Annotated in this window: 24 protein-coding genes; 19 read left to right on the top strand and 5 right to left on the bottom strand. The window is 38.5% G+C overall.

Features of this window, described 5'->3' with window-relative positions; translation table 11 throughout:
* Nucleotides 1-2 precede the first annotated feature (2 nt).
* Nucleotides 3-1,949: a putative pilus system protein FilF gene (gene filF, locus AC07U8_RS17105; protein WP_270385875.1), complete on the top strand. Its 1,947-nt coding sequence runs from the start codon at nt 3-5 to the stop codon at nt 1,947-1,949.
* 106 nt (nt 1,950-2,055) lie between these two features.
* On the opposite strand, the gene AC07U8_RS17100 is transcribed toward filF, so the two are convergent.
* Nucleotides 2,056-2,604 (bottom strand): NUDIX hydrolase, encoded by a 549-nt coding sequence (locus AC07U8_RS17100; RefSeq protein ID WP_034613876.1) that lies wholly within the window; start codon nt 2,602-2,604, stop codon nt 2,056-2,058.
* A gap of 125 nt (nt 2,605-2,729) precedes the next feature.
* Here AC07U8_RS17100 and AC07U8_RS17095 point away from each other — a divergent pair, with 125 nt between their 5' ends.
* The 13 genes from AC07U8_RS17095 (at nt 2,730) to AC07U8_RS17035 (ending at nt 16,080) form a co-directional block, all read left to right on the top strand.
* Nucleotides 2,730-3,344: a CoA pyrophosphatase gene (locus AC07U8_RS17095; RefSeq protein WP_004817626.1), complete on the top strand. Its 615-nt coding sequence runs from the start codon at nt 2,730-2,732 to the stop codon at nt 3,342-3,344.
* 59 nt (nt 3,345-3,403) lie between these two features.
* Nucleotides 3,404-3,937: a gamma carbonic anhydrase family protein gene (locus AC07U8_RS17090; RefSeq protein WP_270385872.1), complete on the top strand. Its 534-nt coding sequence runs from the start codon at nt 3,404-3,406 to the stop codon at nt 3,935-3,937.
* A gap of 168 nt (nt 3,938-4,105) precedes the next feature.
* Nucleotides 4,106-4,771 (top strand): tRNA (adenosine(37)-N6)-threonylcarbamoyltransferase complex dimerization subunit type 1 TsaB, encoded by a 666-nt coding sequence (gene tsaB / locus AC07U8_RS17085; RefSeq protein ID WP_004817620.1) that lies wholly within the window; start codon nt 4,106-4,108, stop codon nt 4,769-4,771.
* A gap of 32 nt (nt 4,772-4,803) precedes the next feature.
* The gene (locus AC07U8_RS17080; RefSeq protein WP_004817618.1) at nt 4,804-5,628 is read left to right on the top strand and encodes an undecaprenyl-diphosphate phosphatase; all 825 of its coding nucleotides are present in this window, start codon (nt 4,804-4,806) and stop codon (nt 5,626-5,628) included.
* Nucleotides 5,622-6,440 (top strand): class I SAM-dependent methyltransferase, encoded by an 819-nt coding sequence (locus tag AC07U8_RS17075; protein WP_004817617.1) that lies wholly within the window; start codon nt 5,622-5,624, stop codon nt 6,438-6,440. The genes AC07U8_RS17080 and AC07U8_RS17075 overlap by 7 nt, the downstream gene beginning before the upstream one ends.
* 121 nt (nt 6,441-6,561) lie before the next feature.
* Nucleotides 6,562-7,980 carry a C13 family peptidase gene (locus AC07U8_RS17070; protein WP_270385868.1) on the top strand — a complete coding sequence of 473 codons (1,419 nt, stop codon included), beginning with the start codon at nt 6,562-6,564 and terminating at the stop codon, nt 7,978-7,980.
* A gap of 122 nt (nt 7,981-8,102) precedes the next feature.
* Complete coding sequence (fghA, locus tag AC07U8_RS17065) at nt 8,103-8,939, top strand: S-formylglutathione hydrolase (RefSeq protein ID WP_004817613.1); 837 nt, start codon at nt 8,103-8,105, stop codon at nt 8,937-8,939.
* A 159-nt stretch (nt 8,940-9,098) separates the two neighbouring features.
* Nucleotides 9,099-10,205 carry a YjgN family protein gene (locus AC07U8_RS17060; protein ID WP_004723692.1) on the top strand — a complete coding sequence of 369 codons (1,107 nt, stop codon included), beginning with the start codon at nt 9,099-9,101 and terminating at the stop codon, nt 10,203-10,205.
* A 20-nt stretch (nt 10,206-10,225) separates the two neighbouring features.
* Nucleotides 10,226-11,350 carry a M48 family metallopeptidase gene (locus tag AC07U8_RS17055; protein ID WP_270385864.1) on the top strand — a complete coding sequence of 375 codons (1,125 nt, stop codon included), beginning with the start codon at nt 10,226-10,228 and terminating at the stop codon, nt 11,348-11,350.
* 275 nt (nt 11,351-11,625) lie between these two features.
* Nucleotides 11,626-12,312 (top strand): ribulose-phosphate 3-epimerase, encoded by a 687-nt coding sequence (rpe, locus tag AC07U8_RS17050; protein WP_034613857.1) that lies wholly within the window; start codon nt 11,626-11,628, stop codon nt 12,310-12,312.
* Between the two features lie 409 nt (nt 12,313-12,721).
* A complete protein-coding gene (locus tag AC07U8_RS17045) occupies nt 12,722-13,132 on the top strand; it encodes a hypothetical protein (RefSeq protein ID WP_239044997.1) in 411 nt (136 codons plus the stop codon).
* Nucleotides 13,133-13,187: 55 nt separating this feature from the next.
* Complete coding sequence (locus AC07U8_RS17040) at nt 13,188-15,167, top strand: multicopper oxidase domain-containing protein (RefSeq protein ID WP_494738343.1); 1,980 nt, start codon at nt 13,188-13,190, stop codon at nt 15,165-15,167.
* The gene (locus tag AC07U8_RS17035; protein WP_494738342.1) at nt 15,154-16,080 is read left to right on the top strand and encodes a copper resistance protein B; all 927 of its coding nucleotides are present in this window, start codon (nt 15,154-15,156) and stop codon (nt 16,078-16,080) included. Before AC07U8_RS17040 ends, AC07U8_RS17035 begins: the two co-directional genes overlap by 14 nt.
* 50 nt (nt 16,081-16,130) lie before the next feature.
* Here AC07U8_RS17035 and AC07U8_RS17030 read toward each other — a convergent pair whose 3' ends face one another.
* Nucleotides 16,131-16,622 carry a DUF6985 domain-containing protein gene (locus tag AC07U8_RS17030; protein ID WP_034617607.1) on the bottom strand — a complete coding sequence of 164 codons (492 nt, stop codon included), beginning with the start codon at nt 16,620-16,622 and terminating at the stop codon, nt 16,131-16,133.
* Nucleotides 16,623-16,840: 218 nt separating this feature from the next.
* On the opposite strand from AC07U8_RS17030, the gene AC07U8_RS17025 reads away from it, so the two are divergent.
* From AC07U8_RS17025 to AC07U8_RS17010, 4 genes are all read left to right on the top strand, one after another.
* On the top strand, nt 16,841-17,158 hold the full coding sequence (locus tag AC07U8_RS17025) for a DMT family transporter (protein ID WP_004723678.1): 318 nt from the start codon (nt 16,841-16,843) through the stop codon (nt 17,156-17,158).
* Nucleotides 17,159-17,267: 109 nt separating this feature from the next.
* Nucleotides 17,268-17,585: a DMT family transporter gene (locus tag AC07U8_RS17020; RefSeq protein WP_034617609.1), complete on the top strand. Its 318-nt coding sequence runs from the start codon at nt 17,268-17,270 to the stop codon at nt 17,583-17,585.
* 36 nt (nt 17,586-17,621) lie between these two features.
* Entirely contained in the window at nt 17,622-18,104 is a 483-nt protein-coding gene (locus AC07U8_RS17015) for a methylated-DNA--[protein]-cysteine S-methyltransferase (protein WP_004723675.1), read from the top strand.
* Between the two features lie 35 nt (nt 18,105-18,139).
* Nucleotides 18,140-18,796 (top strand): nuclease-related domain-containing protein, encoded by a 657-nt coding sequence (locus tag AC07U8_RS17010; protein WP_270385855.1) that lies wholly within the window; start codon nt 18,140-18,142, stop codon nt 18,794-18,796.
* Nucleotides 18,797-18,902: 106 nt separating this feature from the next.
* Here the strand turns inward: AC07U8_RS17010 and AC07U8_RS17005 are convergent, their stop codons facing one another.
* Nucleotides 18,903-19,448, bottom strand: a complete 546-nt coding sequence (locus tag AC07U8_RS17005; RefSeq protein WP_004817584.1) for an XAC2610-related protein — start codon at nt 19,446-19,448, stop codon at nt 18,903-18,905.
* Nucleotides 19,449-19,552: 104 nt separating this feature from the next.
* A complete protein-coding gene (locus tag AC07U8_RS17000) occupies nt 19,553-20,320 on the bottom strand; it encodes a hydroxymethylpyrimidine/phosphomethylpyrimidine kinase (RefSeq protein ID WP_004723672.1) in 768 nt (255 codons plus the stop codon).
* Nucleotides 20,321-20,422: 102 nt separating this feature from the next.
* Between AC07U8_RS17000 and AC07U8_RS16995 the strand changes: the two genes are divergently transcribed.
* Nucleotides 20,423-21,070, top strand: a complete 648-nt coding sequence (locus AC07U8_RS16995) for an HAD-IA family hydrolase (RefSeq protein ID WP_272547543.1) — start codon at nt 20,423-20,425, stop codon at nt 21,068-21,070.
* Nucleotides 21,071-21,423: 353 nt separating this feature from the next.
* Here AC07U8_RS16995 and AC07U8_RS16990 read toward each other — a convergent pair whose 3' ends face one another.
* Nucleotides 21,424-21,888, bottom strand: a complete 465-nt coding sequence (locus AC07U8_RS16990) for an Lrp/AsnC ligand binding domain-containing protein (RefSeq protein ID WP_004723670.1) — start codon at nt 21,886-21,888, stop codon at nt 21,424-21,426.
* Nucleotides 21,889-21,923 lie beyond the last annotated feature (35 nt).

Here is a 21,923-nt window from a genome sequence, read left to right as displayed (position 1 = left end):
ATATGAAAAAAAGATTATTCACCCCTTTGGTTTTAACAAGTTTAGGCCTAGCACTCGCAGGGTGCGGTGGTGAAAGTGCAACAGTCAATGAAGACCCAAATAAAGGTATTCCAACCTATTCAAATGGTTGTGATGCAGATTCTACAGAAAAATGTTTAGGTTTTTATGTTGACTATCCAGTGGATGGTTTAAATTTTGATTGTAGTACAGATACCAGAAATCATTATGCGACTAAACTAGAAGGTGGTTTGGCACTTGGTGGCTGTTTAATTGGCGATAAAGCAAAATTTTATATAAAAGGTTCTCAATCAGAAAGAAAAATTGTTTTAGGTGATGTTGACTTAGCAAAAGTACGCCCTTTAAAAGTGCGTGGTCAACCTGCTGCAATTGGTTTGATTGATATTGCAACTGCCATGACAGGTAAAGAACCAACCAGTATGACCATGAGTGATGAGACATTTAAAGTAATGGTTGGATTGGTTCGCGTTTTCCAAGCGATTGGGTTGCAGCAGGATGCCAATCAGGTTGGCGATGTACAACCCCTTGAGTTAACAGATAATATTAAAAATAATTTAACAACAGTCAATGCAGATATTGGGGTGGCTGATTTTATCAATGGTAGCTATGTTGAAAAATTAAAACCGTGGGTCAATATTGAAGCGGTCGATGAAGCTTCTGCAGTCGCGACTGCGCAACGCTTGGTTCAACAATCATTGGTAAATATTTATTCAACAAACTTCCTTATTTTCAGTGGTGCAAATGTTGATATTCAAGGCTTCACAGGTAAAAGTGAATTAAGCACCAAGAATGAATCTATCGCCAATATGTATTTAGTCACTGACCGTCAAGGTTATACCTCTGGTTATGCAATGCAATGGGTTGGTGTACCTCAAAAAGTAGAAGGCAGTACAATTGCTGACTCACTGTTAAAGTTTTTATTGCTCAATCAGGTTGTTCCACAAAAACTCAATGTAAATGGTCAACAAGGTTGGATCAATCCACTCACCCGTAAAATTACCTCTCCACTTGTATTTAAAAAAGATCAAAGTTCAACGGATAAACTTGAAATTTTTCAGGGCGCTTTGCTGAATAATACCAATGTCGCTGGTACTGAATATATGTATAAGCGAACAACGGGTGCAACTACGGCACCTGCGGATCCAACGATATATGGGAAATGGCGTCAAACTTTAAATGCTGATCAGCTTTCTGGTGGAATCGATATTTATAAAACCAATCCTGCCAATTATTTAGACCGAAAAGTTTTCCTCACTAAAAATACAGTAAAAGCTGGTGAAAAATACTATTTCCCACTGTATGCAAATATTACATTTGCTTTTGATAACAAAGAAGTTAATCCAAATACCCAAACACTCGGTATTGTGATTGATGAAAATGGAGATATCCGCACCAATTTAGGTAAAAATAGTGCGTTAAATTCAGATACATGTGCTGATGTAGATCCAAACACTTATATTGATAAAGAAACAGGGGTACAACAATATCGTATTGGTACTACGGGTACAGCTTATATAAATGGTAATGTTGAAAAGTCGATTACACTTCGTATGATTTTGGCCAATCCTGTATTTGGTAGTCTTGATGGTGCATTAGCCGGTTTAAATGAAACATTAGTTGTTCGACCAACCAGTGGTACATCAGCAGAAGAAATAGCCAATGCTTCAGTTTCCTCTGGCGGTATTCGCTTAAACCTACAACGATTAATCAATGAGCAAAATACAAACAATGGTGTCAATATTACCAGTTGGGATGGGGATAAGACGATTACTGCAACATGGGTAAATTTGCATGCATTTTATCAGTCAGTTTATAACAATATAGAGGCCAATAAGGATAAGACCACTCCTGAGCAAAAAGAGCTAGCAAAGCGTTTATCAGGGACTTTAACTGTAAGCTTACCGCAGTGTTATACCATTAAAACCAAGTAATTTATCTTAATTAAAAAAGCCTCAATTCAAGTGATTTGAATTGAGGCTTTTTTTGTGCTCATATTTTTAATGCTCAACCATTGGTCGAAGCAATAGCTATTTGTGATTATCCTGTCTGATCTAATCGGGTGCCTAATGTTTCAAGATGCATTGGAAAGGTATTGGTTTTACGGTCTTCAAAATAATGTCTTAATGTGCGTTCTACACTTGGAAAAGCTAAATCGTTCCAAGGAATCTCATGCTCTTCAAATAAACGACTTTCAATGGTTTCCTCACCAGCACCAAATACACCATCTTTTATTTGTGTTTTAAACAAAACATAAACTTGCCCGATACGTGGAATATTATACATGCAGTAAAGTTGTTCAATTTCAACCTCAGCTTCAGATTCTTCACGTGTTTCGCGTGCTGCACCTTGTTCCATGGTTTCAAAAAGTTCCATATAACCAGCAGGTAATGTCCATAGTCCATAACGTGGTTCTATTGCACGGCGACATAGTAAAACTTTATTTTCCCAGATCGCCAAAGCACCACAAATCACTTTAGGGTTAACATAATGAATGGTGCCGCAGTGTGTACAAACTTTACGGATTTTTTGATCACCTAAAGGAATTTTTTCTATGGTTGGATGACCACAAGCACTGCAAAAACTCATAAGCTTCATTAAAAATGTGAGATAACTCAGCATAACTGAAAAATTCTACTTTCGCATCATTTATAGCCTTATCGATAAAATTTCCTATATGATAGAACGAGAACAAAAAAGATAGAGTGAGATCAATGAAGGATGATGAGCTAACCCAAGTGTTGCAAAATCGATTACGTTTTGGCAAAAGAACCTATCCGGCCAATGCCGCAGTACTGATTGCAATTACTCAAGAAGCTGATCCTAAAATTTTACTGACGAGACGCTCTGCCTACTTATCAAATCATGCTGGAGAAGTTTCCTTTCCAGGTGGAAAACGTGATCCAAATGATACCAGTAATATCGTTGTGGCTTTGCGAGAAGCATGGGAAGAAACCGCACTCAATCCCTTTGATGTCAAGCTGATTGGTGATTTACCCATGGAACGGGCGAAAAGTGGATTGACGGTAAAACCTGTAGTTGGATTAATTCCTCCAGATATTCAGTTGATTGCTCAGCCGAGTGAAATTGATCGTATATTCTATGCCCCGATTAAAAAAATGATGGAATCACAGCCTATTCCTTATGAAGTACGTTTGGCACATCAATCGGTGTATTTTCCCAGTCTAAGAATTGAAAATGAAATCATTTGGGGGCTAACCGCCAGAATTCTGATTTCGTTATTTAAATATGGTTTGGATTATCAAAAAAACTGGCCATTTTTATTGAACTCGCCATCTTTTAAATCACAGATATTCAATAAAAAATAATGCTGAAAAGCTATGATCAAAACCAATGCTCTTAAAATATCTCAAAGGAATGTAATACCATGATGTATAAATTTAAAGGTTTTGCGCCAAAAGCGTTGCATGCACCTTTTGATGGTTGGATTGCGGATAATGCGACAGTGATTGGTCAGGTCGAACTGGGGCAACAAGTCAGTGTCTGGTTTGGTGCAGTCATTCGTGCTGACAATGCCAAAATTCATATTGGGAATTTTAGTAATGTTCAAGAAAATGCAGTTTTACATACAGATACAGGGATTGAATTAACCGTTGGCGATTATGTAACCATTGGGCATCAAGCCATGTTACATGGTTGTACGATAGGCGATAACAGTCTAATTGGTATTAACGCCGTGATTTTAAATCATGCTGTGATTGGTAAAAATTGTATCATCGGTGCAAATAGTTTGATTACAGAAGGTAAAGTTATTCCTGATAATTCCTTGGTCGTGGGTTCACCGGGTAAAGTCGTGCGAACTTTGGATGAGAATGCAGAGAATTTATTAAAAATGAGTGCTTTGCACTATGCCTCTCATTACAAGAATTTTATTGATTTAGAAGAATTTAAATTTGATTAAAGTCGTGGTTTTAAAATTATCACTTAAATGCCAAGCACAATGTCTTGGCATTTTTATGGATTATTTTGATCTAATGGATTTTATCTGGCAGGCTTTAACTCTAAGCCCTCGCGCTATTGAAATGAGTGGAGTATCATAGGCAGCATTTTTAACACAGTAAGGTTGTGCATGAAATTGCTGGCATTGGAAACTGCCAATGAGCAGTGTTCCGTTTCGATTGTTGATGAAACTCAAACACTCTATTTTCAACTTGATACGCGAGCAAAAGCACAAACTCAAACCATTTTGCCGATGATCGAGCAAGGTTTTGAGCAAAATCAAATTTCCAGTAAAGACTTGACTGCAATTGCATTTAGCCGTGGGCCAGGTTCATTTAGTGGTGTACGTATCAATGCCGCAGTGACTCAAGCTTTAGCCTGGGCAAATGATATTCCTGTGATTCCAGTTTCAACCTTGCAAGCGTTAGCGCAAGCTGCTTATCAGCAAGCCCAATTGACTGAAGTCACCGCAGTTTTAGATGCACGTATGCAAGAAGTTTATATGGCAAGTTTTAAGCTTGACCAAAATAACATTATGCAACTTGTAGACGAAGAAAAATTATTAGACTATCAACACGCTGCAGAATATCAAAAATATACCTTGATCGGTTCAGGTTCAGCTTTGGTGAATGTAGAGGCAATCGCATTTCAGCAGATTACTGCTTCTGCCAATGATATCGCCACAATTGCGCGTCAAAATGCACTGCAAAAGCAATGGTTCAGTGCAGAACAAGCTTTACCTGTATATTTACGTGATAATGCATGGAAGAAAATTCCAGAACAAGGTAAACCATAATCGTTTTTCGCTTTAATTTTTAGGATTTCACAATGGATCTTTTACTGCTACTCAAAGCAGCCATTATGGGTATTGTTGAAGGTATTACCGAATTCTTACCTATCTCAAGTACAGGGCATTTAATTCTTGCATCTGAGCTCATGAATTTCTGGACCAAAGAAAAGAGTGACTTATTTGTCGTTGCTATTCAAATGGGCGCAATCGCTGCGGTGATTTATGAGTATTGGGGCAAGCTTTGGGGCGCAGCAATCGGTCTATTTTCAGGTGAGCCGAAAGGGCGTCATCTTGGAGTCAGTATTATTGCAGCTTCTATTCCAATTATGCTGGTTGGCTTAACCTTTGGTGATATCGTAAAAGAGTTGTTGTTTAATGATATTTCTGTGGCGATTGGTTTAATCGTCGGTGGTTTAATCATTTGGTGGGTTGAAAAAAATCCACCAAAAGTCAATGCGGTTGAAGTGGAAAATATCTCGATTAAAGAAGCAATTTATATTGGTTTAATTCAGGTATTGGCGCTTATTCCAGGGACTTCACGTTCAGGTGCAACCATTATTGGCGGCATGATGCTGGGTGTATCGCGTAAGGCTGCAACCGAATTTTCGTTCTTCCTCGGTATACCTGTTATTGTCGGTGCAGGCTTATTAGATCTTTTTAAAAATTACCATATTTATGAAACAACACAAGATTGGACCGTATTCTTTGTGGGGCTAATTGTTTCTTTTGTTTCTGCTTTAATTTTGATCCGTGTTTTGGTGGCTTATGTTTCTAAGCGTGATTTCATGGTTTTTGCTTGGTATCGTATTGCTTCAGGTTTGTTGATTTTATTGTTTGCATTAACAGGTTGGAAATTATGGTAAGCGAAATTCGCTTATTTACTGAATCCACATTTTTTGAGAAAGCACAGTCCTACCAAACTGTGCTTTCTTTACGTGGTGTCGTGGTAAACATTACAACGATTGAAAAACTCAATGCACGGTTTTTAAGACTGAATCCTGAACTTGCCTTGTGTGTTGATGAACAAGGGTTAAGCCTGTGTGCCAATGGCATGAAAATGCAGCCTGATTGGAAAGCTGAGATCCCACGTTTAAAACGTGCAACTTTAAAATCTGAAATGATTGCACGGGCATGTAATATTTCAGAAAAACCCAATTTAATTGATGCAACTGCTGGTCTAGGACATGACGCATTATTGATGGCACACTTAGGGGCGAAAGTAACCCTGATTGAACGTCATCCAATTTTATTTACCTTACTGGAAGATTCAAAAAAACAGCTGGAAAACGATCCGTTTTTAGCCAAAGTTGTTGAGCGTATTGATTTGGTTTTTTCTGATTCAGCTGAATATTTACAACAATTGATCATCACACATCAAATTGTCGATGTTGTTTATTTAGATCCGATGTTTCCGCAGCGGGATCAAAATCAGCAAGCCATTAAAAAACAGGCACAAGTGAAAAAGCAAATGCAGCTCTTACACATGCTTTTACCTGAAGATGGTGAAATGGATTTAGGCGATCATCTTTTAGTCTTAGCACGGCAAATTGCCAAGCGAGTTGTGGTAAAACGTCCTAGACTGGCTGTATTTTTAAATGATCAGGCAACCGATCATCAATGGCAAGGTGATGCTTGTCGTTTTGATGCCTATTTTAACAGCAATCTTATTGAGTAATTTGGTAACTGTTTCAATAATAGTCGAATTATTGATATATAGTTAAATCAAACATTGATAATTTTTTAGCCAAGCCTAAACTAGATAGGCTGATTGAAGCCACTGCCTTAACAGAATCTTTATGATAGATCTTAAACCCTCGATTAACTTTTGGCATGATTTGAAAAGTAACCAACGTGCAGGGATTTGGTTATTCTTAGGTTCGCGAAAGTCTTTACAAATTGTTCGTCCATCGATTCTTCAATTGATTTTTTGGGGACTGTTGGGTGCAGGTGCAAATACACTATTTAGCTGGTTAGTTGCCGGTGATGGTGGTGTTTTTAATCGACAAGGTCTCGTCAGCTACGCATTGTGGCCTTTTATTGCCTTGATTGTGGGGATTTTCCTATCACAACGGACCAATAATCCGCGTTTGATGTTGGTTCCAGCACTGTTATGGCTGGTACTTGATACGCACATCATGTTGTTTCAATGTTTGCTGCAATATTTAGGCAATCAAGATCTGCTGCCTTATTTCACTTATGATGTGATCCCACTGCTGTTTTTTGCTTTGTTTATTTGGCAAAGCCTTGCTGTGGTGTGGGTATTTTCAAGAGAATTACAATGGCCGTGGTGGGAACGTGCCTTGATCATGTTTGCGACTGTAGCCACTTTGTTTACTTGGCAGGTTTCGATTAAGGAACAGCCGATTTGGAAAGTAGAAGAGGTTCCTCCAAGTATTAGCGAAAGTGCTTTTTATGCACAAACTCATTTACTCAATAAAGCCTTGGAACAGGTGCAGTTTGGCGAGTTTGCACAAACGCATTGGTATTTTTTAGGCGTTGCTGGTGCAAGTTATCAAGACGTGTTTAAATTTGAAATTGATCGAATTAAAGAACAATTTGATACCCGTTTTGGAACCTTTGGACGCTCTGTTGAGTTGGTCAATAATCCACAAAGCATTAAAGATACACCAATTGCTTCTAGAACCAGTATAGATCTGGCTTTACGCCGTATTGGTCAACAAATGAATCGCGAAAGTGATGTATTGTTTCTTTATATGACTTCTCATGGCTTGCCTAATCGTTTTGAACTCGAAAATGAACCGATTAATTTGGATGATGTTGATCCAAAATGGTTAAGAGAAACCCTCGATAAATCAGGTATTCGCTGGAAAGTGATTGTGATTTCAGCCTGTTATTCAGGTAGCTTTGTTTCAGCACTCCAATCACCAGATACTTTGATTATTACTGCTTCTGCAGCAGATCGCGCCTCATTTGGTTGTTCAAATGAAGCTGATTATACTTATTTTGGCCGTGCTTTCTTTGATCAGGCAATGCGTGAACAAGGTTCTCTCAAAGCTGCATTTAAAGAAGCGACTGAAACAGTTGCGAAATGGGAAAATGCACAAGGCTTTGATCCATCTGAACCGCAATGGGTGATTGGGAAAAATATGGAAATGATGTTACCGCAGTTGGAACAACATTTATTTCCACAACAAGGCGTTATTACTACTGCGCAAACCCAAAATGTAAAACTGGATACACAACAAAAGCCATGATAAATAACGGCGCTTTAAATGCGAAAGTAAAAGCGCTTTAATTTATATTGAGTTGAATCTGTTGATGTTATAAGACGGTAGCCCTAAACAATTTAAAGATCAAAATGTGGAGCGATGCGCTGATGGAACTTTTAAGTAAAAATATCTGTTTTGATGGTGAACAAAGAATTTATCAAATTCAGTCAAATTATTTAAAAGGGGCAACGAAGTTTGCGACATATCTTCCGCCTCAAGCATTAAAAGGGCAGAAATGTCCTGCATTATTCTATTTAGCGGGACTGACCTGTACGGAAGAAACCTTTATTATCAAAGCGCATGCACAGCGCTTAGCATCTCAGCTTGGTCTAATTTTGATCGCACCAGATACATCACCTCGTGGTGAACAGGTTGCACAAGGCGATTCATGGGATTTGGGGCAGGGTGCGGGATTCTATCTCAATGCAACTCAAGCACCTTGGGCTGAACATTTTCAGATGGAAAGTTATATTGTAGATGAACTTTATCCATTGCTAATAAAAAGCTTACCGATTCAATCTGAAGCTGTGGGAATCTTTGGTCATAGTATGGGCGGGCATGGGGCATTAACACTGGCTTGGAAATATCCAAATTATTTTAAATCAGTATCAGCATTTGCCCCGATTTGTGCACCGACAGAATGCCCTTGGGGTGAAAAAGCCTTTTCACATTATTTAGGCGCTGATCAGTCTGAATGGGCAAAGCATGATGCGACCCAATTACTGCTTTCTAAAGGTCAGTTATTTGACGAAGTACTTATCGATCAAGGTATAAAAGATCAGTTTTATAGCCAATTGAACCCTGAGAAATACCAACAAGCCTGTCATAAAGTTGGGCAAAAACTCACATTAAGATTTCATGAAGGTTATGATCACGGTTATTATTTCATCCAAAGTTTTATTGATGACCATTTACAATTTCATGCCTTGCAACTACAGAAATAATTGAATCGTCTAACAAAAATTGGATTTTGAGTAAAAGTAAATCATTGTTTGCTTTTACTCTATTTCTTTCAGTGCAGAAAAAATATAAACTGCTTTTTGAGGTTTTTTATTTCATATCATTTTAGATTGTCATCAAATAATTTGAATAAAGAGAAGAATATGCAAGAACAAATACCGCCTCCATTTCCGAGTCATTTGAGTTTGGAAAAAGGCGCTACACCACCAGAAATACAGCAGCCCGCAGACCAGCAATATCCTAGAATTCATCGTTTTAAATTTCACGGTGATGCGATGGAATATTTTGGTATATGGATTGTGAATATCTTATTGACCATCATTACCTTAAGTTTGTACGCGCCTTGGGCGAAAGTACGTCGTTTACGTTATTTTTATGGCAATACTGAATTCTTTAAAAGACGTTTTGACTTTACTGGTATCCCCACCAAGATTTTAGTTGGACGTTTGATTGCATTGGGTATTTATGCCGCCTTTTCAATCTCCTCACAATATTCCATGATTGCGACGGTGGTTGGTTTAGTGGTGCTGTATGCAGCAGTACCATGGCTGATTCGGGCAACAATGCGCTTTACCGCAAGAAACAGTAAATTCGGCAACAGTCGCTTTTATTTTGCGGGAACCACAAAAGAATCCTATAAAGTCTTTTTTCTCAGTATCTTAATTTATATTTTTAGTTTAGGGATATTTGCTCCTGTTGCGATCTGGTTGTATAAGAAGTACTACATCGATCATTTATATGCAGGGCAGTTGGATTTTAAATTGAATGCTGATTGGTCAGCTTATATGGCGGCAGTTTACATTCCAATTTTTATGTCTTTTGGAATCATGCTGGCATTTGGCATTATTTATTTCGGTATTATCGGTTTTATTGCAGGGTATACGCCAAACTTTTTTATCTTTGGTGTCTTTGCAATGTACGCTGTGGCAGGGTTGTTTATTTATCCATTGATCGCAGCACGTATTTTTATTACCACATGGAACAATACAACGGTTGGAAGCAGCCAATTTAAAACAGATTGTAATCAATGGCGTTATGCATGGATTGTGGCATCAAATTGGCTGGTTAAAATTCTAAGCATTGGTTTAATGTCTGCATGGGCGGCAATTCGTATTCACAAATATCAAGTTGATTCGATGAGTTTAATTTTGCATGATGATCCAGATCAAATGATGAATCTTGCACAGCAAGAGCAAAGTGCTTTAGCTGAAGAAATTAGTGACATCTTCGACATTGATGTTTCTTTATAATGATATGAGTTGAATAATTTATGTCACGACCAATAGAAGTCATTTTCTATGATGGTGTGGTGTCTAAACCACACCATGCCCAACTTTCCGCTCAATCTGAGTCCGAGGTACTGATTCAGTATGGTGAACGTTTAGAACATCAACGCCGTTATGCATATCGCGATATGGAATTAATTGGCGCACTGGGGCAATTAAATCCTGCGATTGAGCTTAAAGATGACGCTAGGATTGAGTTTCAGGGGGCTTTACCAGAATGGTTTAATTTTGGGACTAAAAATGTTCAGCATTCGATCTGGAAATTAGAACGTTCTCCAAGTTTAATTGTATTCAGTATCATCTTTGTGGTGGCTTTTGTTTTTGCTTTAGTGAAATGGGGTGTTCCAGCAGCATCACATTATGTTGCTTTTCAGCTGCCTGAAAATAGTTTGAATAAATTAGGCGATGAAGCAGAAAAATATGTATTGAACAATTGGACTAATCCTAGTCATTTGGCACAAGGTCAAAAAGATCAAATTTCCAAGCAATATCTAAGTACTATCGCTGAAGGCAGACCAGCAAAATTGGTCTTCCGTGAAGGTGGGCGATTGGGCGCTAATGCAGTGGCTTTACCTAACAATACGATTATTATCACCGATGAACTGATTGAAATGGCGCATAGTGATCAAGAGATTTTAGGTGTATTGGCACATGAGCAAGGGCATTTGGTGGAACGGCATAGCTTACAACAAGGCTTGACCAGTTTGGGGTTGAGTGTGTTGTATATTGCCATGACGGGAGACAGCTCAGACCTATTGACCTCGTTACCTGCCGCGATGATTGGTGCGAATTATTCACGCAAATTTGAAGCTGAGGCGGATATGTATGCGCTGAAATTGATGGATCGTAAAGGCATTGAAGTGTCTCATTTTGCGAATTTCTTACAACGCTTAAGTGATGAAACTGCACTGGAAGAAAAACCAAAGCAAGCGGGCAAAACAGCTGAAGCTGATAAAAAAGCTGACCCAAATAAAAAACAACCTCAAAATGAGTCTAGTGAAAAAGAGAGCTCTTTAGAGATTTTTGATGCCTTGTCTTCACATCCTGCAACTGAAGAACGCATTAAAATGGTTCGTGATTTTGAGAGAAAACAACAGGCTAAACCTTAAACAGTATAGATAAGCGATGCTGATCTATAGATTGTGCAAGGTGGCGGTGACTGAATCTAGGGCTTAATGAAGCCCTTTATTTTTGTATTGTTCTCAAAAGATCAGATTATTCGTTAAAACCCATATCATCAAGTAATAGACAGTCGTTGATTCAACCAGATGATTGCTATGACCTGATAAATGAGCAAGATAAGTAAAACTGTTGCTTTTTGAAACAACCCAATAGGGTAAGTTTGTTATAATGGGAAAAATTTTTATCTTTGCCAGGTTGTTTCATGTCCAAGCCATATCTGATTGCACCTTCAATTTTATCTGCTGATTTTGCCCGTCTGGGGGAAGATGTGGAAAATGTATTGGCAGCTGGTGCAGATGTTGTCCATTTTGATGTTATGGATAACCACTATGTGCCAAACCTAACTTTTGGTGCGGGTATATGTAAGGCATTAAAGAAATATGGGATCAAAGCCCCGATTGATGTGCATCTTATGGTTTCACCTGTTGATCGTATGATTGGTGATTTCTTAGAAGCAGGCGCAGATATTATTACTTTTCATCCTGAAGCAACGCATCATATCGACCGTTCATTACAATTGATTAAAGATGGTGGTGCTAAAGCAGGTTTGGTGTTTAATCCCGCAACACCTTTGCATTATCTCGACTATGTTTTAGATAAAGTAGATCAAGTGCTTTTAATGAGTGTAAACCCTGGCTTTGGCGGTCAAAAATTTATTCCTACCACTTTGGATAAATTACGTGAGGCGCGTAAAATTATTGATGCTTCAGGTCGTGACATTCGTTTAGAAATTGATGGCGGTGTTGGCCCAGCAAATATCCGTGAAATTGCTGAAGCAGGAGCTGATATGTTTGTTGCTGGTTCGGCGATTTTTAGTAAACCTGATTATCAAGCTGTGATTAACGAAATGCGTGCTGAGTTAGCAAAAGTGGGACAAGTTTCGGCTTAAACTTTTCCACAAATGTATTGTGTGAATTGTGGATAACTTTGATGATAACTATATGGATAACCATGTTGATAAGCATATGGATAAGCTGGGTATAGATTAATCAAAGGGTGATCAATCGTTTATCATACATGCAATTTCTGTTTAAAAAGAGCCCAAATGGGCTCTTTTGTTATAAAAATCATCCGCTATTCATCGATTTAATTATTCATTTTTTATTCAAAGTGCAGTTGATGCAAAATTATTCAGTGATATTGGCAATCTTTCCGCACGATATTTGCCAAACTCGTCATTATTGGCTATGCTCTTAGCTTCATCATAGATTAAAACATAGGTTTTAGTTTTGTTTAGACAACTGCACAAACGGCTTTGGTTTGTTTGTCTTATGGTTTTTGCCATAGGCTGGAGCAGTGTGTCTATTGCATCTGTAAATATGATGCAACATGAGCAAATGATGAACTCATCACTTTTAGATGAACATCAATCGATGATGAAAAACAGTGATGTACAAGAAATGAAACAGCATTGTGCCGATATACAACAAAAACAAAATGATCAAAACTCGCATCTCAATCATGAGCAACAGCTGCAAAATCTAAAAGATTGCCATAATCAACAGGTTCAATCTCAAGATACGCAGCAGAGCAAATGCCCAGATTGTGCTGCATTCTCATGCCAATCTTCAGTGGTTTGGTTCAATCCTGATATTCCCAAATTGATTGCACCCGATCATTTGCACAATACTCAAGCCTATCAAATCAATTACCAAGCTCAGCACCTCGCAGGGCATTGGCAAGAAATCTTACGTCCTCCAAAAGCTTAATCTGATTTTAGACACTTTTTTATTCAAAGTTGCTTGTTAAAATTTAGGTTAAGTTATGTTTATTCAGTTATCTCAAAAGCGATTAGCTCAAAGCTTGGTTGCGACATTGTGCTTGGTTTCCTCAACTTGGGGAATTGCCGCAATCAAAGAATATCAACTCAGCATTGATGAAGGAATCGTCAATGTAACAGGTAAATCGGTAAAACGAATTACTGTAAATGGCCAGTTTCCCGCACCACTTTTAGAATTTGAAGAAGGTGATGAAGCGGTGATTCGTGTTAAAAATAATTTAAAGAATCAGGATTCATCGATCCATTGGCATGGCCTATTATTGCCCGGCATTATGGATGGTGTACCTGGCTTTAATGGTTATAACGGGATCAAACCCAACGAAGAATTTGTCTATAAATTCAAAGTTCGTCAGAGTGGAACCTATTGGTATCATGCCCATTCGAAAGGCCAAGAACAGGATGGTTTATATGGTTCTTTAGTGATTTATCCAAAGAATAAAAAACCGCTGGCAGCGCATGAACGCACAGATCGTGATTATGTGGTGATGTTGTCGGATTTTCATGAGCAAACCAGTGACCAGATCCAAAAAAATCTAAAGGTTTCCGCAGAATATTATCAAAATCGACGTGAAACATTAGGGGATCTTTGGAAACAGTTACAACGTGATGGTCTAAAAGCAACGTGGTCTGATCGCAAAATGTGGAATCAGATGCGTATGTTAAAAACAGATATGTCAGATGTGACAGGTTATACCTTTCTTGTAAACGGAAAAACCCCTGAACAAAATTGGACAGGTCTGTTTAAGCCAAATGAAAAAGTTCGACTGCGCTTTGTGAATGCATCGGCAATGTCGTTCTTTGATGTACGTATACCTCAGCTTAAAATGACAGTGGTCAGTGCCGATGGGCAGCCTGTAAAGCCAGTGGCTGTGGATGAGTTTCGTATAGGTACTGCTGAAACCTATGATGTGATTGTTGAACCTAAAACCAATCATTATCAGATTGAGGCAGAGTCTATTGACCGTTCAGGATTTGCGATTGGAACACTCCACAATGAATTAACAGCAAAAAGTGCTGCTATTCATATGCCTGCTGCTCGTCCACGTGCTGTGCTGACTATGGAAGATATGGGAGGTCATGGTGGCGGAGGGATGGATCACTCTAAGATGAGTATGGGTGATATGTCAGGCATGGATCATTCAAAAATGAATACGAATGATATGCAGGGTATGGACCACTCAAAAATGAATGCCAACGATATGCAGGGTATGGATCATTCAAAAATGAATGCTGACGATATGCAGGGTATGGATCATTCAAAAATGAATGCTGACGATATGCAGGGTATGGATCATTCAAAAATGAATGCTGACGATATGCAGGGTATGGATCATTCAAAAATGAATGCGAATGATACCCAAGCTATGGATCATTCACAGCATCGCAATTCATCGGCAGCGCAAAAAAATGATCAAGTGGTTTATGGTTGGGCAAATGCATCGACACCGCAAGGAGATAAAGCACTGCAATACAGTGATTTAAAATCACTAACCCCACAACCTGATACTCGGGATGCCACCAGTGAATTGGTAATTCGTTTAGGCGGAACCATGGAACGCTACGTTTGGACGATTAATGGTAAAAAATTCAGTGATGCTGAACCACTCAAAGTGAAATACGGCGAACGTATCCGAATTAAATTTATTAATGACAGTATGATGGCACATCCAATGCATTTACACGGCATGTTTATGCAATTGGAAAATGGTCAGCCTGCTGTGGATATGCCCAATAAACACACCATTGTTATACCACCTGCAAAAACAGTTACAGCATTATTAACCGCTGATGAATTGGGTGAATGGGCAATCCATTGTCATTTGCTCTACCACATGAGTGCAGGGATGATGAATAAATTGATTGTTGCCAATGTGAGTGATGGCAAAGTGTCCAGCCAGCCAGTTCAAACAACAAATACCACTCAAAAGGCTGAAGTGAAAGGAGACGAACATGCAAATCATTAATCTTTTTTCTAAATCAGTTCTGGCAAGTTCATTACTTATGCTGAGTGGTTTGGCTTTGGCCCATGAAGGGCATCAGATGCAAAGTGATGCGAGTATTGCGACAGACCTAACTGTAGTGACTGATCATTCAAGCATGGATCATTCAAAAATGAATCAGTTGGATGAGCAAAGCAATGCTGTAGATCATACACAGCATCAAGCGCTTACAACCACTACGGGAGAGGAAAGCATAGCTTCACATAGTACCCATGATCATCGTAAAGAACATGGTGCGCAGGTTTATCAGCGAGTGACTATTGATAATGCTTGGATGCTGGATGAAGATGGAAAAGGTACTTTAGATTCATCTTTAGAGTTACGCATAGGTACTGATGAAAATAAGTTATTCATTAAAGGGAGCTCCAGTAAGGCTGAATCAGACAAAATAGAATATGATCTAAGTGCCCTCTATAGCCGTAACATTGCTGATTTTTGGGATGTACAGGCGGGTGTGCGTTACAGTGATAATCCTGAACGAACCACTGATCAGGAACGTGTAGATGCGGCTTTGGGTTTACACGGCTTGGCGCAGTACTTTTTTGAAACAGATGCTTATCTGTATTTCGGACAGGACAGTCGGGTTGCATTTAGCCTAGAAACTGAACGTGATTTATTATTGACACAAAAGCTGATTTTAAAGCCATATTTAGATTTAAATGTGGTGTTTAGCGATGATTCACGCTATGCCCAAAAAACAGGTCTAAACAGTATTAAAACAGGTTTAGAAACCCGTTATGAAATCACAAAAAAAGTGATGCCTTATGTAAGTGTGGCCTATGCATATTCTAAAGGTAATAAAGAGACAGCATGGCAAACTGCAACCGACTCCGAATCAGGTTGGTTATATGGTGCAGGTCTGCGTTTTAGATTCTAAGCTTTCATTTTTCATATAAAGCAAAAGGTCACTTCTTTGGGAGTGACCTTTTACGTTTCTGCAATGCCAGCAACACGTTCAAGCTGGTTATTTACAAACTTAAATTCCATTCCATGCTCTGTATCTAAATCATAGTGAATAGAGAGGGTTAAGGTATCGGGTGCACTCACACGCAAATTTAACATGGTCTGTATATAAGGATTATGAGATTCCACATCCTGAATATTCAATGCAGCCTCACCTGATTTTTCTGGATTTTCATAATAATGCGCATAAAGCTTTTGATAGCGTTCAAAAGCATGTTGCTGAATGGTCTGAATATGTTGTTCAATACTGTTGATAAATAACTGGTAGGTTTTCGCAAAAGCGTTGAGTTGATCTAGATTGGGCGCTTCTTCGATTTCATCGCCATCTTCATCAAACTCTTCCCCTAAGAAAATCTCCCGATCAGCATTTTGATTAAAAAAACAATGTGAAAAAAATGTTTCTGAACTAAACCCAGCCCAGCTCGGGTGGATATCACCCCAATAATCATGTTTCATGGTTTTGATTCCTGATTTTTATATTTAGCATGCTTGATCATAAAGTAAGCCTCATGAAAAAAAATTATTCGAAATGTAAAAAAGGTCAAATTTTGTAAATTTTAATAAATTCCTCAACATGAGTTGATATAATTAGCGTTCTTCAGGAGGAACGACCTCCCTCAATTTGAGAAAAATCGTCAGGACGGCCTGATTCTAATTTAAATTTGGAGCTGGTCATGGCTTGGGTTTTTCTTATTTTCGCAGGTATCTTTGAAATCGTTTGGGCATATAGCATGAAATTGTCCGAAGGTTTTACAAAGCTTACACCAAGTATTGTCACCTTATTTTTCATGATTTTAAGCTTTGGTCTATTGGCATATGCGATGCGTACTTTGCCATTGGGAACTGCTTATACCATTTGGACTGGGATTGGAGCGATAGGCTCATTCTTGGTTGGTATTTTTATTTTGGGTGAACCTGCAACAGCAATGCGTATGTTCGCTGCTGTACTGATTGTTTCTGGCTTAGTTTTAATGAAACTTTCTTCGTCTTAATTTATTGAAATGTTTAAGTGCTATTTCTGTAGGAGGTAGCACTTTTTTTATGTGTAGTTCATGGTGTAATCAATAGTGGAAACACCCAATAGAAAATGGTGAATGTGTAATGGCATGGGTTTTATTGGCAGTTGCGGGTGTGCTTGAGGTGGTTTGGGCATATTTTATGAAGGTGTCTGATGGGTTTACCAAGCTGACACCGAGTATCTTGACCATCATCTTTATGATTGCAAGTTTTGCATTACTTTCTTATGCAATGAAAACATTACCACTTGGAACAGCTTATACCGTGTGGACAGGGATTGGTGCGATTGGTTCTTTTGCCGTCGGAATTTTCTTTTTAGGTGAAGCAGCTTCAGCGATGCGGATGTTGGCTGCTGTATTGATTATTTCAGGTCTTATTTTGATGAAATTATCTTCAAGCTAAGTTAAGCTGTTGCTGAGTTGGAAAGGGAATAAGGACATGCAACTTTCATTTATGGAAATGAGCTCCCCAGTCGGGATATTAAAATTAGTCGCCCACGATCATGCCTTGGTTGCAGTACTTTGGGAAAATGAAAATCCTAAACGGGTTCGTTTGGCTGAATTAATTAAAAACAATACACATCCAGTTTTGTTGGAGACGGCGAAACAATTGAATGAGTATTTTCAAGGAAAAAGAACCCAGTTCGATTTACCGCTAGATTTTGCGGGGACTGAGTTTCAGCAGAAAGTTTGGCAAGCTTTATTGACGATTCCATTTGGTGAAACGCGGAGCTATAAAGAGATCGCAGAACAGATTGGAAATGTCAAAGCGGTTCGGGCAGTGGGCGCAGCGAATGGTAAAAATCCGATCTCTATCATTGCGCCATGTCATCGTGTGGTCGGGGCTGATGGTAAATTAGTGGGTTTTGCGGGTGGGTTGGATAATAAGGATATTCTTTTAAAAATTGAACAAGTGCCATAGACTCAACGCTATTCATTATTACATTATAATTTAAAATGCTTGCACAAATTTTTGCACCATTGTTATCAAATCTAGGTTGGATCGTTTTACTTTTGGTTGCGATTACGCTGGTTAAATTATTTAAGCCCTTTTTAAAAGGGAAAATAGGTGAATTTGCTGTCAGCACCCATGTAAAACTCTATTTAGACAAAGAAAATTATATTTTATTGAATGATTGTACGCTGCCTGATGAGCAAAATCAGACCACCCAAATAGATCATATTTTATTAAGTCCTTATGGTATTTTTGTCATTGAAACAAAGAATTATAAAGGTTGGATATTTGGTGGCGAGCGTCAAAAGATTTGGACACAAAAGATTTATAAAAAGAGCTATAAGTTCCAAAATCCATTACATCAAAATTATAAGCACCAAAAAGTTTTAGAAAGTGTGCTCACAGATATTGTTGATTCCACTCAGATCCATTCAATCGTGGTTTTTATGCCAGATTGCGAATTTAAAACCCAAATGCCAAACAATGTCTTTCGTGGTGCAGGTTGGACAGATTATGTCAAACAATTTAAGCAAATCAACATTTCTCCAATGAAATTAAAACGTATTCAGTATCGTCTAGAGAAAGAAATTTTAGAAAAGTCGTGGAAAACTAATCGCCAACATATACAAAGCCTTAAAGATAAATATACTGAGAAATGAACATATTACTCATAATCAACATCATACTGATTAAATTATATTTTTGTATGATTGGATCCGTATCCTGTAACTGTGGCATTAAGATCAGCAGAGGATGGGGGGAAAATCACTCATCCGCAGCTTTAGACTTTAACCATTTCCATTGCCCATTTTTAAATTGGTAAGTGTCGATCCACCATCTTGCGCCACCTCGACATGAGCTGGTCATTTGTTTCTTCTGGGGAATCAGTTTGAGATCCGTCAATCCAGAACATTGTGCATGGCTAAAATCAATTTTTTCTTGGTCCAACACTTGATAATCTTTACTTTTAGGTCGAAAGAGAAAAATATCAAAAATAGAATAAACCCCCATTCCCATGTCAGGTGTAGACACAGCAATATCGGTATATCCATCAAAATTATAGTCTTGAAAATGAATCTGTCGTTTTCGTTCAAATGGTAATTCTGCAAGATCAAATGCTTGCTGTTTAGCCGCTGTTTGAATGATGAGTTGACCTGATTCATCATCGCCATCTTTAAAAATAAAATGGGTATTTTGCCCATTCACTACATCGTTAATATTGCGATTTACAGTTTGTTGTTGTGGTTGAGCAAATGCGAATGGGGTTAAAAGTAAACTTGATAGCATTATTGTCGTGAGTGTTTTATGCATTGTTATTCTCGTTGTCATTCCCATTGTTTTAGGGGATTTCCAAGTTTCAGCTGTTTAGTGAAACTTGGATGCTATTTTCAAAAGTGCAGAGCAATGTTCAGCATTTAAAAGCGCTTTGGAATTTTTTGCCCACCTTCAATCGGCGTTTCGGCATTTTTTAATACACCAAATAACCATGTTTCAGCATGTTGTACCGCGATTTTAAGCGGATCTCCTAGTGCTAAACGTCCTGCAATAAAGCTTGCCAATGAACAACCTGAACCATGATATTCACCTTCTAAACGGGGACATTTAGATTCAGCGATCATTTCACCATTCACATACAAGGCGTTGCGAATATAGTCTGGGGTATCTTCATGCCCACCTTTTACCAGAACAGCTTGTGCGCCCATTTCAAACAGCTTGGCTGTGGCTTTTTCTATGTCTTGTTCTGCTGTTAAGGCACGTAATTCCACAGTATTTGGGGTAATGATTGTTGCCAGTGGAATTAGTTCGATAAAGGCTTTAACTAAGGTCTCTTGATTACCCAGTGAGCCACCACTATTGGCGACTAAAACAGGATCAAGTACATATAGATAATCTGGATGTTCACGTAAAAACTCAGCCAGCGCAGCAATATTATCTGTCGTCCCTAACATCCCCGATTTGATGGCTTTAATAGGTAAATCACCGACAACTGCATTGGCCTGAGCAAGCAGTAGTTCTTTGGAGCTGGCTTCAAAACCAAAAACTTGTTGAGAGTTTTGAATGGTTAATGCTGTACAAGCAATTGCCGCATGTGCGCCACTTTGACCAATCGCTTCAATATCAGCCTGTATACCAGCACCACCAGAAGGGTCTAGACCTGAAAAACAAAGTACAGTAGGGCGCACGATGATGTCCTTAATTCACAAATTTACGTTAGTATAGGCAAGTTTACGAGAACACTCGATAGTAATTTGATAATTGTTTCAAACACAGATTTAAAGGATTGGATGGTGATAAAGAATATTTTAATTGATCTCGACGGCACATTAACCGACCCAAAAGTAGGCATTACGACATCTGCACGTTATGGACTTGCAAAGGTTGGGCATCCGATTCCTGACAGTGAAAATATCGACTGGATTATTGGTCCACCGTTAAAGGCATCATTGGCAAAGCTACTCAATGTTGAAGCAAATGATATTTTAGCTGAACAAGCTTTATTGGGTTATCGTGAACGCTTTGCTGTAACAGGCTTATTTGAAAACCATGTTTTTGATGATGTTGCACAAACCTTGCAAGCCTTAAAAAGTAAGGGCTATCGACTGTTTTTAGCCACTGCAAAACCTGAAGTTTATGCACGTCAAATTTTAGATCATTTTGATTTATTAAAATATTTTGATTATCCCTATGGCAGTGAGTTAAATGGCGAACGCACCAATAAAGGCGAGTTGATCACTTATATCCTTGAAAAAGAAAAGCTAAATCCTGAAGAGTGTTTGATGGTGGGAGATCGGGAACATGATATTTTTGGTGCACGTAAAAATGCGATTGAAACCATTGCGGTCGAATATGGATATGGCTCAAAACAAGAATTGGACGAAGCAGCGCCGAAAGCAAAAATTGCAAAGTTCTCTGAATTGTTAAACCTGCTCTAAATCTTTTCTAAAATCTGCTCATAATCTGCTTTTAGTTCAGACTCTTGGGATAATTCCAATTCACCTTAATTATCCCCAGCATAGAGAAACCATACTCTGAGTTGGGGGTTTACTCGCAATCACATCGTTAGTAGCAATCACATATTTAAACAGGGACTAAATCCCCAGTAATCTTTTAATGTCATTCACTCAATTGGGTAGAGATATTGCATGATGTGGATACATTAAACGCTTAAATCCATCACCGCTCAATTTACGATCCACTTGCAGTAAAACTTGGCTTTAAGGTGGAGAGAGATATTTAAATCTGCAATGCATCCCCAGTCAGTCCGTCTAAAGGTAAAATGATGGAATTAACGCACATCCAAATACAATGATTCCTTAATTTCTTCCATCACAATATAGCTATGTGAAGAGGCTGAAGACGGAAGTTTTTTAAGTAAATCACCAAGTAAGCGTCGATAAGCACTCATTTCTTTTAATCGGGCTTTGACTAAATAATCAAAATCTCCCGAAATAAGATGGCACTCTTGTACTTCTGGTATTTCCATTAAGTCCTTAGCCACTTGTTCAAACACATCACCAGACTTTGCAGATAAACTAATTTCTAGAAAAACCAATAAGTTGCGATCAAGGTGTTTCGGGTTTAGGCGTGCATGATAGCCCATAATGATGCCATCTCGCTCCAAACGTTTGACGCGTTCAGAACAGGGTGTGGTCGATAAACTGACCCGTGAGGCCAACTCGCTGATGGCAATTCGACCCTCATTTTGAAGAATATCTAAAATCATTCGATCTATACGGTCTAATTTACGCATCAATTATTCCCTTTTTTTTAATCATTTTTCACGAC

The sequence above is a fragment of the Acinetobacter sp. GW821-FHT01E09 genome, from assembly GCF_059422385.1.
This window is presented reverse-complemented; position numbering and strand designations above follow the sequence as displayed.